Origin of the sequence: Acinetobacter sp. AOR01_HL, assembly GCF_027855455.1 — a bacterium.
GTDB classification, from domain to species: domain Bacteria; phylum Pseudomonadota; class Gammaproteobacteria; order Pseudomonadales; family Moraxellaceae; genus Acinetobacter; species Acinetobacter baumannii.
The window spans coordinates 1-13,819 of the sequence record NZ_JAKTIM010000006.1 but is presented as its reverse complement, the minus strand read 5'-3'; the positions used below and the strand labels follow the sequence as shown (position 1 = coordinate 13,819).

10 protein-coding genes are annotated in these 13,819 nt (G+C 38.8%); 7 read left to right on the top strand and 3 right to left on the bottom strand.

The features are described 5' to 3' along the window. The first annotated feature begins 16 nt into the window (after positions 1-16). The 3 genes from adeA (at position 17) to adeC (ending at position 5,789) form a co-directional block, all read left to right on the top strand. Entirely contained in the window at positions 17-1,207 is a 1,191-nt protein-coding gene (adeA, locus tag MKL62_RS00450) for a multidrug efflux RND transporter periplasmic adaptor subunit AdeA (RefSeq protein ID WP_005128657.1), read from the top strand. After that, a complete protein-coding gene (gene adeB / locus MKL62_RS00445; RefSeq protein WP_005128658.1) occupies positions 1,204-4,314 on the top strand; it encodes a multidrug efflux RND transporter permease subunit AdeB in 3,111 nt (1,036 codons plus the stop codon). Before adeA ends, adeB begins: the two co-directional genes overlap by 4 nt. A gap of 77 nt (positions 4,315-4,391) precedes the next feature. Next, positions 4,392-5,789, top strand: a complete 1,398-nt coding sequence (adeC, locus tag MKL62_RS00440; protein ID WP_005128660.1) for a multidrug efflux RND transporter outer membrane channel subunit AdeC — start codon at positions 4,392-4,394, stop codon at positions 5,787-5,789. A gap of 92 nt (positions 5,790-5,881) precedes the next feature. On the opposite strand, the gene MKL62_RS00435 is transcribed toward adeC, so the two are convergent. Both MKL62_RS00435 and MKL62_RS00430 read right to left on the bottom strand, forming a co-directional pair. Then, positions 5,882-6,796, bottom strand: coding sequence for an alpha/beta hydrolase (locus MKL62_RS00435; protein ID WP_005128661.1), 915 nt, complete (start codon positions 6,794-6,796; stop codon positions 5,882-5,884). 75 nt (positions 6,797-6,871) lie between these two features. Beyond that, entirely contained in the window at positions 6,872-8,404 is a 1,533-nt protein-coding gene (locus MKL62_RS00430; protein WP_005128662.1) for a flavin-containing monooxygenase, read from the bottom strand. Between the two features lie 421 nt (positions 8,405-8,825). On the opposite strand from MKL62_RS00430, the gene MKL62_RS00425 reads away from it, so the two are divergent. From MKL62_RS00425 to MKL62_RS00410, 4 genes are all read left to right on the top strand, one after another. Beyond that, positions 8,826-9,431, top strand: coding sequence for a TetR/AcrR family transcriptional regulator (locus MKL62_RS00425; protein WP_000214128.1), 606 nt, complete (start codon positions 8,826-8,828; stop codon positions 9,429-9,431). Positions 9,432-9,808: 377 nt separating this feature from the next. Next, positions 9,809-11,182: an NAD(P)/FAD-dependent oxidoreductase gene (locus MKL62_RS00420; RefSeq protein WP_005128663.1), complete on the top strand. Its 1,374-nt coding sequence runs from the start codon at positions 9,809-9,811 to the stop codon at positions 11,180-11,182. After that, complete coding sequence (locus MKL62_RS00415; RefSeq protein ID WP_000377262.1) at positions 11,169-11,858, top strand: hypothetical protein; 690 nt, start codon at positions 11,169-11,171, stop codon at positions 11,856-11,858. Before MKL62_RS00420 ends, MKL62_RS00415 begins: the two co-directional genes overlap by 14 nt. A 97-nt stretch (positions 11,859-11,955) precedes the next feature. Further along, a complete protein-coding gene (locus tag MKL62_RS00410) occupies positions 11,956-13,215 on the top strand; it encodes an outer membrane protein transport protein (RefSeq protein ID WP_001013991.1) in 1,260 nt (419 codons plus the stop codon). 217 nt (positions 13,216-13,432) lie between these two features. Here MKL62_RS00410 and MKL62_RS00405 read toward each other — a convergent pair whose 3' ends face one another. Continuing rightward, positions 13,433-13,735, bottom strand: a complete 303-nt coding sequence (locus MKL62_RS00405) for a hypothetical protein (protein ID WP_032051961.1) — start codon at positions 13,733-13,735, stop codon at positions 13,433-13,435. Positions 13,736-13,819 lie beyond the last annotated feature (84 nt).

Below are 13,819 nucleotides of genomic sequence, written 5' to 3'. Positions count from 1 at the left end.
ACTAGGTTTGGACAGTATGCAAAAGCATCTTTTACTTCCTTTATTTTTATCTATTGGGCTGATATTACAGGGGTGTGATTCAAAAGAAGTCGCTCAAGCTGAGCCACCACCGGCTAAAGTCAGTGTATTAAACATTCAACCGCAATCGGTAAATTTTAGTGAAAATCTTCCTGCACGTGTACATGCATTCCGTACGGCGGAAATCCGTCCGCAAGTCGGAGGTATCATTGAAAAGGTTCTATTTAAACAAGGTAGTGAAGTTAGAGCAGGGCAAGCCTTATATAAAATTAATTCCGAGACATTTGAGGCCGATGTAAATAGCAATAGAGCTTCTCTCAATAAAGCTGAAGCTGAGGTAGTAAGACTCAAAGTTCAGTTAGAACGTTATGAGCAGCTATTACCAAGTAATGCGATTAGTAAGCAAGAAGTAAGTAATGCTCAAGCTCAGTATCGTCAGGCTCTAGCCGATGTCGCTCAAATGAAAGCATTGCTGGCCAGACAAAACTTGAATCTGCAATATGCAACAGTTCGAGCGCCTATTTCTGGGCGTATTGGGCAATCTTTTGTCACTGAAGGTGCATTGGTCGGTCAGGGCGATACCAATACGATGGCAACCATTCAACAGATTGATAAAGTCTATGTTGATGTTAAGCAATCAGTTAGTGAGTATGAGCGCTTACAAGCTGCGCTACAAAGCGGTGAATTATCAGCAAATAGTGACAAAACCGTTCGTATTACCAATAGCCACGGGCAACCTTATAACGTCACAGCAAAAATGTTGTTTGAAGATATTAATGTTGACCCGGAAACGGGCGATGTCACATTCCGTATTGAAGTTAATAACACTGAACGAAAATTACTTCCGGGCATGTATGTGCGTGTCAATATTGATCGTGCTTCTATTCCTCAAGCGCTATTGGTTCCGGCGCAAGCGATCCAACGTAATATCAGTGGCGAGCCTCAGGTATATGTCATCAATGCCCAAGGGACAGCGGAAATTCGTCCTATCGAAATTGGACAGCAATATGAGCAGTTCTATATCGCTAACAAAGGCTTGAAAGTCGGTGACAAAGTCGTTGTTGAAGGTATTGAGCGTATTAAGCCAAATCAAAAATTGCTATTGGCAGCATGGAAAGCACCAGCCGTGGCAAATCATGCTTCAAGTGTAGAAAACAAAACTTCTATAGCTGAGGGGGCGCAACCATGATGTCACAATTTTTTATTCGTCGTCCCGTTTTTGCTTGGGTTATCGCGATCTTTATTATTATATTTGGATTGCTGAGCATTCCTAAACTGCCAATTGCACGTTTTCCAAGTGTGGCCCCGCCACAGGTGAATATTAGTGCGACTTATCCTGGTGCTACAGCGAAAACCATTAACGATAGCGTTGTAACCTTAATTGAGCGCGAATTATCGGGTGTAAAAAATCTACTCTACTATAGTGCGACAACAGATACCTCTGGTACAGCAGAGATTACCGCTACGTTTAAACCGGGCACAGATGTGGAAATGGCTCAGGTCGACGTTCAAAATAAAATCAAGGCTGTAGAAGCTCGCTTGCCGCAAGTTGTACGTCAGCAAGGTTTACAGGTTGAAGCTTCATCGTCCGGATTTTTAATGCTGGTCGGGATTAACTCTCCAAATAATCAATATTCCGAAGTTGATTTGAGTGATTATTTGGTTCGAAATGTTGTAGAAGAGCTAAAACGTGTCGAAGGTGTAGGGAAGGTTCAATCTTTCGGTGCCGAGAAAGCTATGCGTATTTGGGTCGACCCGAATAAGCTTGTTTCTTACGGTTTATCGATTAGTGATGTGAATAATGCCATTCGTGAAAATAATGTCGAAATTGCACCTGGCCGACTTGGTGATTTACCAGCTGAAAAAGGCCAGCTCATTACTATTCCGTTGTCGGCTCAAGGGCAATTGTCTAGTCTCGAGCAATTTAAAAATATCAGCTTAAAAAGTAAAACTAACGGTAGCGTAATTAAGTTATCTGATGTTGCCAATGTAGAAATAGGTTCACAAGCGTATAACTTTGCCATTTTGGAAAATGGTAAGCCTGCTACTGCGGCAGCAATTCAGTTAAGCCCGGGTGCTAACGCCGTGAAAACTGCCGAAGGTGTTCGAGCAAAAATTGAAGAATTGAAGCTAAATTTACCGGAAGGCATGGAGTTTAGTATTCCTTACGACACCGCGCCGTTTGTCAAAATTTCAATTGAAAAGGTAATTCATACATTACTTGAAGCCATGGTTCTGGTTTTCATTGTGATGTATCTTTTTTTACATAATGTCCGCTATACACTTATTCCAGCGATTGTGGCCCCTATTGCCTTACTCGGTACTTTTACCGTGATGTTGCTTGCCGGCTTTTCAATTAACGTACTCACCATGTTCGGTATGGTACTTGCCATCGGGATTATTGTCGACGATGCCATTGTCGTGGTTGAAAACGTAGAAAGGATTATGGCGACAGAAGGATTATCGCCTAAAGATGCAACCTCTAAAGCAATGAAAGAAATTACCAGCCCGATTATTGGTATTACGCTGGTCTTGGCTGCAGTATTTTTACCTATGGCATTTGCGAGTGGTTCTGTAGGGGTAATCTATAAACAGTTTACCTTGACCATGTCGGTATCTATTTTATTTTCAGCGCTATTGGCACTCATTTTAACACCAGCACTTTGCGCGACGATTTTAAAGCCAATCGATGGGCATCATCAGAAAAAAGGCTTCTTTGCATGGTTTGACCGTAGTTTCGATAAAGTCACTAAAAAGTATGAATTGATGCTGCTTAAAATCATCAAACATACAGTTCCAATGATGGTGATCTTTTTAGTAATTACCGGTATTACCTTTGCCGGAATGAAATATTGGCCAACAGCATTTATGCCAGAGGAAGATCAAGGTTGGTTTATGACGTCTTTCCAACTACCATCAGATGCAACGGCAGAACGTACTCGAAATGTAGTCAATCAATTTGAAAATAATTTGAAAGACAATCCCGATGTAAAAAGTAATACCACCATTTTGGGATGGGGTTTCAGTGGCGCAGGACAAAACGTAGCTGTGGCTTTTACGACACTTAAAGACTTCAAAGAGCGGACTAGCTCTGCATCCAAGATGACAAGCGCCGTTAATACTTCCATGGCGAATAGTACGGAAGGTGAGACCATGGCCGTATTACCACCCGCTATTGATGAGTTAGGTACTTTTTCAGGTTTCAGTTTACGTTTACAAGACCGTGCTAACTTAGGTATGCCTGCTTTACTGGCTGCTCAAGATGAACTTATGGCAATGGCAGCCAAGAATAAAAAGTTCTATATGGTTTGGAATGAAGGGTTGCCACAAGGTGACAATATTTCTTTAAAAATTGACCGTGAAAAGCTTAGTGCACTTGGTGTTAAGTTTTCTGATGTTTCAGACATCATTTCTACATCAATGGGTTCAATGTATATCAATGACTTCCCTAATCAAGGACGTATGCAACAAGTCATTGTACAAGTTGAGGCTAAATCACGTATGCAATTGAAAGATATATTGAATCTGAAAGTCATGGGTTCAAGCGGTCAATTAGTCTCGTTATCAGAAGTTGTAACGCCACAATGGAATAAGGCACCACAACAATATAATCGTTATAACGGACGACCATCTTTGAGTATTGCTGGTATTCCTAACTTCGATACGTCATCGGGTGAAGCAATGCGTGAAATGGAACAACTGATTGCTAAATTACCGAAAGGTATTGGCTACGAGTGGACAGGTATTTCCTTACAGGAAAAGCAGTCTGAATCACAAATGGCCTTTTTACTTGGTTTATCAATGTTAGTTGTCTTCCTTGTCTTGGCTGCCCTCTATGAAAGCTGGGCAATTCCACTTTCTGTGATGCTGGTTGTGCCACTCGGTATTTTTGGAGCAATCATTGCCATTATGTCTAGAGGGTTAATGAATGATGTGTTCTTCAAAATCGGGCTAATTACCATTATTGGTCTATCGGCAAAGAATGCGATTTTGATTATTGAATTTGCGAAAATGCTGAAAGAAGAAGGCATGAGTTTGATTGAAGCCACTGTTGCCGCAGCCAAACTTCGCTTACGGCCAATCCTGATGACATCACTTGCATTTACGTGTGGTGTAATTCCTTTGGTGATTGCCTCAGGTGCAAGTTCAGAAACTCAACATGCTTTAGGCACAGGGGTTTTTGGTGGCATGATTTCAGCCACCATTCTGGCTATTTTCTTTGTTCCCGTGTTTTTTATCTTCATTCTGGGTGCAGTAGAAAAGCTATTTCCCTCTAAGAAAAAAATCTCATCTTAAGTTCAATGCATCAGGGGAAATACTCAATTTCCTCTGATGCTTCATATGCTCAAACTTTACTTTATTTGGAGAATACTATGTCTAAATCGGCAATCGTATCTCGTGGACTCATTCTTTCTACACTCTCAATTGCACTCGTTGCATGTGTCAATATGCAAGCGCCACAGCCTGCAATTACATCTCATATTCCTCAAAATTTTAGTCAAAATCATTCTGGAAAAACGATTGCAGAAAAAAGTTATAAAGAATTTATTTCTGATCCGAAATTAGTACAGGTCATTGAAATCAGTTTAAATAACAACCGTGATTTACGGACTGCTACGCTTAATATTGAACGTGTACAGCAAGAATACCAAATCACAAAAAATAGCCAGCTCCCAACCATTGGTGTAACGGGAAATGCAGTGCGGCAGGTTAGCCCATCGATTAACCCCAATAACCCAGTTTCTACATTTCAAGTTGGCTTGGGAATGACTGCCTATGAGCTAGATTTTTGGGGCCGTGTTCAAAATTTAAAAGATGCTGCATTAAATAACTATCTTGCAACTCAAAGCGCGAAAGAGGCTGTGCAAATTAGTTTAATCAGTAACATCACACAGGTTTGGTTAAATTATGCTTTTGCACAAGCCAATTTAAACCTTGCCGAGCAAACCTTAAAAGCACAAGTCGATGCTTATAATCTAAATAAGAAGCGCTTTGATGTTGGTATTGATAGTGAAGTTCCATTAAAACAAGCTCAAATTTCGGTAGAGACTGCTCGAAATGATGTTGCAACTTATAAAACCCAAATTCAACAGGCAAAAAATTTACTGGATTTGTTAGCAGGTCATCCTGTTCCGCAAAATTTACTTCCGGATCATGCTATTCAAAATATTACCTTTGAGAAAAACTTTGCAGCCGGTTTACCAAGTGATTTATTAAATCATCGTCCAGATATTAAAGCTGCCGAATATGAGTTACGTGCTGCAGGAGCAAATATTGGTGCTGCTAAAGCACGGATGTTCCCGACCATAAGCCTGACAGGCTCGACGGGTTATGTATCATCTGAACTGAAAGATTTATTTAAGTCGGGTAATTTTGCATGGTCAATTGGACCAAGTATTGACCTACTAATTTTTGATTGGGGAACAAGAAAAACTAATATTAAAATTGCAGAAACTGACCAGAAAATTGCTTTAGCTAAATATGAAAAAGCCATTCAATCAGCTTTTCGTGAAGTTAATGATGTGCTTGCTACACATGCGCATATGGGTGAACGATTAGACGCTCAGCGTCGCTTAGTCTCTGCGACTGCTGCAACCTATAAACTATCTATGGCGCGCTACAGAGCGGGTGTTGATAGTTATTTTACGGTTTTAGATGCGCAACGTTCCGCTTACGCAGCACAACAAGGATTACTTGCGCTTGAGCAAATGGAATTAAATAACCAGATTGAACTCTATAAAGTTTTAGGAGGAGGAATATCAAAAGTCTAATAAAGTTTCACTCTTAAAAAAATAAGCTGATAGAGGTATTCCAAATCAGCTTATTTTTGCTTTAGATGGTCTAATATTGCTATGAAATCATGTTATCTAACACGGGGACGAGCCAAGGCTTGAGTTAAAAAATTAATTTGGTCCTCTAAAATTTTTATTTGCCACGGTTCATTATAAAAATCAAAATGATCAATCGGATATTCAAGTAATTTAACTTCTCCATTTGCTAAGCTTGCCGACTTGCGAGCAGCTTCAGGAGGAGTAACTTGATCATTTGAACCCACTTGTACCAATAAAGGACACTTTATTTGATGGGCGAAATTAATGGGCCGGTTTCTTGCAACCTCTAAAGCAGTTCGTGCACATACTTCATTCCGCCATGTTGGCCCAGCCATGGCTTTATAGGAGACCTCCGAGCCAGGTGTACTAATGATGGCCGCCGTGCCCGGTTGCCCCACGATTGGAATAAGATGCGCTTTTTGGCCTAAAAGAGAATAAGCTAAATCTTTTAGTCCATGAGCGACTGCAACGGTTAATTGTTTTAGACCACCATAACGGCAGATTTGTGAGAGGGCAGCTAAACCATCTGTAGCCGGGTTCATAGAGATTACTGCAGATATTCTCTGATCTTGGGCCGCAGCGACTAAAACGTGGCCTCCAGAATAAGACGTCCCCCAAATTGCAATACGAGTTTCATCTACATTAGGTAAACCTCGTGCTGCAGCAATTGCTGCATGATAATCTTCACGTTGGCGCAGGTAAGATACATCTTGGCGAGGTATTCCTCCTGAATCCCCGAATCCACGATAATCGAAGATAAAGGCATCAATACCAGCTTCACTAAATGGTTTAGCAAATTCTAAAAGGCCTGTATCGCGTGTTCCTCCAAAACCATGTGCCATAACAATACATGGTCGTCCATTATCATTTATAAATTTGTCTGTAGTTGCAGGTATATACCAAGCTGCACAGGTAATACCTTGACTTATGAATTTAATATCTTGCATAAGAATCTCGATTTATCGATCTTAAATCTCCCATTTCGATAGCCTTTTCAAATAAGAGATCAAGAAAGTTGAAAATTAAGCTTGTGCTTTAATTTGCTTAGTTGAAGGCTCATTCATTACAGATAGTTTTTTTTTCGATAACCGCTTTATGAAGAGCAACTCAGGATCATTAACAGGACCCTTACGAAGTCTTTCAAAATCATGCTCATAGGCATGTTGTAATGTCCAAGGTCCTTCTGTTCCAGCTTTTGGAAATTGTGCTAGACCACGTTGTACATAGCCTGGGCTTAAATCAATGAAGGGTACTCGTTCCATTTTTTTGTTTTGGATAAAAGGTTTGAATGTGCCGTAGCCATTTTCATCCATATAGTCAAGCATACGACAAAAATGTTCCCAAACAAGATCAACTTTTAATGTCCATGCGATATTGGTATAACCAAATGCAAATGCTAGATTCGGTACGTCAGAAAGCATCATTGACTTGAAAATAGTGGTATCTGGATATTGAATATTTTTGTCATCTACTGTGAGCTGAATACGGCTAAAGGCCAACATATTTAAACCTGTAGCAGTGACAATAACATCAGCTTCGAGCAATTTTCCAGATTCTAATAAAATACCATTTTCTGTGAATTTCTTAATACGATCCGTAACAACGGAAGCTTTACCTTCAGAAATGGATTTGAATAGGTCTCCATCAGGAACTAAGCATAAACGTTCATCCCACGGGTTATATTTAGGCGTAAAATGTGTTTCTACATCAAAACCCTTTGGAAGTCTTCGTCGCACATCTGCAATTAATAGCTTCTTCATAATTTGCGGATAGTTACGACAAGCTTTATATAATGCACGGTTCATTGAAATATTTTTTTTGCGAATAATCGGATAAGCTCTTTCATAGCCTAAAATTTTATTCAACATACCTGCAATTGGATCAACAGCGGGAAAAGAAACCATATAAGTTGGTGACCGCTGAAGCATAGTTACATGTTCTGCTTTATCCGCCATAGAAGGCAGTAGAGTTACAGCTGTGGCTCCACTACCAATAACGACTACACGTTTTTTAGTGTAATCAAAACCTACTGGCCAGTGTTGAGGATGAATAATCTTTCCTTTAAAAGACTCAATCCCCTCAAATTCTGGAGTAAAGCCCTTTTGGTAATCATAATAGCCTGTATTTAATAGTAAAAAGCGGGCTTTAAAATTTACTAATGCTTTTGATGCTAGATTTTCAGCCGTGATGGTCCAAAGCTGTTCATCTGATGAAAATTCAGCCTTATTGACTTTATAGCCATAGTTAATATGAGCATTTATTTTATTTTCTTGAATAGTTTCTTGTAGATAGTCACAAATCACATTTGCTTGGGCAATTGCTTTTTGATGGGTCCAAGGTTTAAAGCCGAATCCAAAAGAGGGCATGTCTGAGTCAGATCGAATCCCTGGATATTTAAATTGACTCCATGTGCCACCAAATGTATCTCGGGCTTCTAGAATAATAAATGTAGTATTTGGTCGATGTTTTTTTAGGTGATAGGCTGCACTAATACCTGCAATCCCTGCGCCAATGATTAAAACATCAGTAGTAGTAACTTGTTCTGATGTATTCATATCGTATTCCTCTCTACAAATTTCAGTAGTTAAGCATCAGTTAGATTTTCTAAGATGATGAATTTATTAATCTTCATTTTTCCTGATCCATGGAACTGATGAACAAACGCCTTACTTAAGCTCAGTATGCTTTCAGTTAAGTTAAGAAGTCCCCGTCACAAAAGGGGGCTGTTCAATATTATTAATTCAATAATTACACAATGTCAATGACACGGTGTAATTATAATTATTTTGTTATTGAGCATTTCTAAATAATTATTTAAAAATTTTAAAAATATATAATTATGATTGTGTTATTAAGTTTAAAAAAACTTCTTATTTATTTTCTTTCCAAGAATTTGTTCCACAATAGTGCATTAATGCTTGTCGAATAATTTATTAATACCTACAATGACATCGTGTCAATGAGAAATTGGATAGTATGACAACTACAAGACGTAGACCCAAACACGACCCTAAAGTTTCTGAAAATGAAATATTAAATGCTGCTGAACAGTTTTTAAGTGAGCATCCTTTTCGTGAACTCAATGTAGATGAGGTCATGCGCCGAACTGGCTTAAAACGTCCAGCATTTTATGTACATTTTAGAGATAAGCATGATCTGGCTTTACGCCTTGTTGAAAATATTGGCAAAGAATTATTTACTATTGCAGATAGATGGCTTAAGGGTAACAATTCCCAAGAAGATTTGCGTCAAGCTTTAGTTGGGCTTGTAGAAGTTTATGTGCAACATGGGCGTGTGTTACGTGCTTTTGGAGAAGCTGCGGGTGGAGATGAACGTGTAGACAACGCATACCGTAGTTTAGTTCAAGACTTTATTAATGCTGCTGCTCAACATATTAAAGAAGAACAAGAGGCGGGTAGAATTAAGAAAGATCTAGATGTAGAAGAAACAGCAAAAGCACTTATCTGGCTTGAAGAAAGATATCTTTCTGAAGTTTTTGGACGTCCATCTGAAGTTGATCCAAAGGTAGCCATAAGGGTACTTCAAAACATTTGGTTATCGACACTTTATGGTGCTAATTAAAAAAATATTAACTATAAATTTATGAATGTTCAAAAGGATTTGTTCATTCATTTCTAAAACTAAAAAATATATGTGTTTCATATTTAATAAATTTTTTAAATTATTTTTTCAATCTAATTTTCATTTTTTTTAAACATTCTTCTCATAAGCTAATTTTTTATTTTAATTACACTGTGTCATTGACACTGTGTAATTGTTGGAGCAATATATATTCAGCTTTAGTGTTTTTACGTAATGCTAAAGAACAAATTACATCTTCTCAGGGAAGAGATTATGTGAGGGGTTTGCAATGAATCTGTATCTTTTTGAAAGATGGAAAATTGAAGTTTTACGTATGTGAGCTAAGCAAAATCGAATATCAAAGGAAGGAGCATTAGATGAATAATATTCCACATGCAAACAAGTCATTCTGGCTAGCCCACTCAGGCGAATATATTCCCTCACCACCTCTTAGAGGTAGCATTGAAGTAGATGTGGTGGTTATTGGAGGAGGGTTTACTGGATTATCTACTGCTTATCACATAAGAAAAGCCGACTCTGCTGCTTCCGTGGCTGTTCTTGAAGGTGAATGTGTAGCATTTGGTGCCTCAGGCCGTACATCTGGTTGGGTTGTGCCAATTCCCGTACTTGATCCCACCACTGCAAAAGTACTTTATGGCAAAGAAAGATTAACTGAGCTTCAAAATTTCGCATGGAATGGTCTGGACTATGTACAGGACCTCATCAAACGCGAAAATATGGATAGTGATTTTGAAATGCCCGGTGTGACATTTACGACACTTCGCGGCCATGAAAAACGATTAGAGCAATTTACTCAATATTGGCACGATCAACCTCGCTCAAAAGACAGTGTCTATATGGATAGAGCTACAGTAAGCCAAGCTTTAAATAGCGATGCATTTTCTGGTGGATGCCGAATGCCACATTCTGGGCAAGTCAATCCTGTGAAGCATTCTCGAGAACTCAAGCGAATAGCTGAAGCTGCGGGCGCACAAATTTTTGAGCAAACGCCAGTACTGGATATAGAAGATAAGGAAAAATTCTTTATTCTCAAAACCCCAGAAGGTGAGGTTAGAGCGAAACATATTGTATTGGGAACAAATGGTTTTACCCATTTATTGCAACCAGAATTGGGTCTAAAACGCGCACAACTTCCAATGTTTGTATATCAGTTAATTACTGAACCTTTAACTGATGAAGATTGGAAAGCACTTGGTTGGAAACATCGTGGTCAGTTTTATGACAAAACAACCTATTGTCCTCCAACCTGTAGAACGACTGTAGATGGAAGATTGCAATTTAACCTATGTGATATCTACGTAGGTGAAGGGCGCTCTATGGACGAAGCTCAGAAAGTGCAATTTTATGATGCCGCTGAGCGAATGTATAAAAAGGTATTTCCTGCATTTCAGAAATTAAAAATTGCTCAACGTTGGAGTGGCGCTTGTTCTATTCCTTTTGACGTAAGGTCGCAAGTGGGCACACTTCATAATGGTCGTATTTCTTATGCTTATGGATACAGTGGTGCGGGCGTAATGATGTCACAAAATTATGGCCGAATTTTAGCTGATCTTGCATTGCAACGTAAAACTGAGCTTACCGAGCATTGGTTTGTTGCCAATGGAGAAAAAGGACACGCTAAATTTAAACGTTTCCCATTAATTCCGGGTCTCATCGCTGCGCTACGTACTTATTTCGAATACGAACGAGTATCAGCACTTTCTAGGAGAAGACGTCTTGGACTCGATTAAACAATATGATGATGGACACGTATTTACAGCGTGGGTTGCATTAATCGGTATGGTAATGGCTGCCACTTGCTTGTTTTGTTTTCTTGCAGTTACAGGGTTTGATTTACATCAAATATTTAAACCTGAATTTGCATTAACTTTGTCGGCAAAAGACCAAGCCCTTTTCAGAACTTCAATGATTTCTGACTGTTTTGGGTTTTATCTTCCTTTTCTAGCTGTGGGCGTATATCTGTGGCGAAAGTTGCGCTCTTCAGGAGGATTGTTGTCCGATATCGCTATTTTATTTCTTGTGATTTCAACCATGTTAGGCATAGCAGGGGCTGTTTTACAGGCCTCTGTGTTAGGACCACTTGCCGAAACATATATGTCTGGGAACGAAATGGCTAAACAGGCGGCAGGCACTGTGTGGGCAACCATTTCGCAAGGCTCGCAAAATGGCTTATGGCCAATGGAAGGACCGACCATCGGTTTTTGGGCAATAGTCAACGGACTACTTCTGAGAAAAAACAAATCCGCATTAGGTTTCCCATTGGTTTTGGTTGGTTTGGGATATGTTGGATTTGCTGTGCTTCTTTTCTCAGGCTTTTCTCAAGTGGCTTTATTCCTTGAACTGTTCTTATTACCAGTGCAAGTAGTTTGGTTAGGTATTTTCGGTTTGAGTTTATTACAAAGATAGATGTAAAGAATTTTAGAGCCATGTTGTGAAATATGGCTCTAAAAATAAAAAACTATCCTAAGGATTTAGGGAAATAACAACGAAAAAGGATATAGGTATGAATGGAATGTCAACTAATAGGACAAATCCGATTTTAATAGGAATGCTTGCCGTATTTGTGAGTAACATTGGTCACGCTTCCGCTCTTGAACAATCAGGTCAATCTATTTTGCCATTTCTTGAAAATGGGAATTATGCAGAAGCAAATTTTTTTGCAGTTGATTCATCTGTTTCTGGCATAGTCAACGATAGAGCCGATCTTGTACGAGATCATCAAAGTCGTGATACAGGTGATATTGCAGAAAGTACGCAGTTCTATACAGCTGCTCTAAAGTTACAACTCACAGATCAATTAAGTTTTGGTATGTTATACGATCAGCCTTTTAGTGCTGATATTAAATATCCGGCACGTTCTAATAATAGTTACTTTGATAATGATGTTAGCCATCAAGGTACGTTCGTAAAAGCCGACACTCAAAATTTAAGTATGATTGTGGGTTACTCGCCAGTTGAGCATTTTCAGATTTATGGTGGACCAGTTTATCAAACCGTAAAAGCAAACCTAGGTCTTCGAGGCAATGCCTATACTCAGGCTTTTAATGGCTATAATGCTAAGTTTAAACAAGAAGGCGAAGTTGGTTGGTTGTTAGGAGGAAGTTATCAATTACCCGATCTTGCATTAAAAGCAGCGGTAACTTATCGGTCCAAAATCAAATATAAATTTCAAGTAGATGAAGATATTTATGGTCAACCATTACAACTTGTTGAAAATGAGAAAACCAAACTAGAGACTCCAGCATCATTAAATATTGATTTTCAAACTGGTATTTCTGAACAATCACTTGTTTATATGAATTTAAGATGGGTGAATTGGAAAGAGTTTGAAACACGTCCTCCGCAATATGGCGCTCTATCTGAAATTATTGTGAAAGAAGTAACTGGTGGAGCTTATACCCAAGGTTTTAAGCTCGATTCTTATCAAAAGGATCAATATAGTGCGACTGTCGGTCTCGCACATCAATTTACAGAAAAATGGAGTACTTCAACAGATGTAAGTTGGGATTCAGGTACAGGTAATCCTGCATCAACGATGGGACCCATAAAAGGTTCATGGTCACTTGGTTTAGGCGTCCAGTTTAACCCAGCTAAAAACTACTTTATAACTGGTAGCTTAAAATATTTTTGGCTAGGTGATACTAAAACTGAAGATGGGACTTATTACTTGCCAATAGAGGGAATCAAGCCATACGCAGAACAGGCAAATTTCAAAAATAACCATGCAATTGCGTATGGTTTGAAATTTGGATATTGGTTTTAAGAAGGGTCAATAAAGCCTTATACAATGGCAGTAAACAGCATTGTGTAAGGCACTGATACTTGTTAAATATGCTTAGAACACTTAGCCAAACTATGGTCACAGTGAAGATCAAGTGACTTACTAATATATGGAGAGTAGCAAAGCCTTATATATGGTAGGTTTCCAAATCTTTTATTTAACATAATATACATTATACGAACAATCGTATAATTCACCATTAAGCCTTTGATTCCATTGGGTTTTTCTTCGGTAATGGCTTAACACTGAAAATTTGCATCTCTGCACCATACTTAGTTTGTTGCTCTGTAAACTCAATTTCTACTTCTTGGCCATTGTCTGCACACTCTTCAAGAATCGCTTGAATCTGTTCAATTGGCATCATTCCAGCAGCTGGTTTTAAATTGTATTTAACTGGTGAAAATACAGTTGTAGACAAATAACAAGTTGGTTCGCCAGTTTTCTTATTTTCACCACGGTAAACAGATGGAAAAATTGTGCGTTTGTTAAATGATAATTGCATGATAAAAACCTCTCTTTAGGCAACTAGATGTAAACCCTGATTCTTTGGGCTGTATTGTGAAACTGGTTGAACGTAATCTGGTGG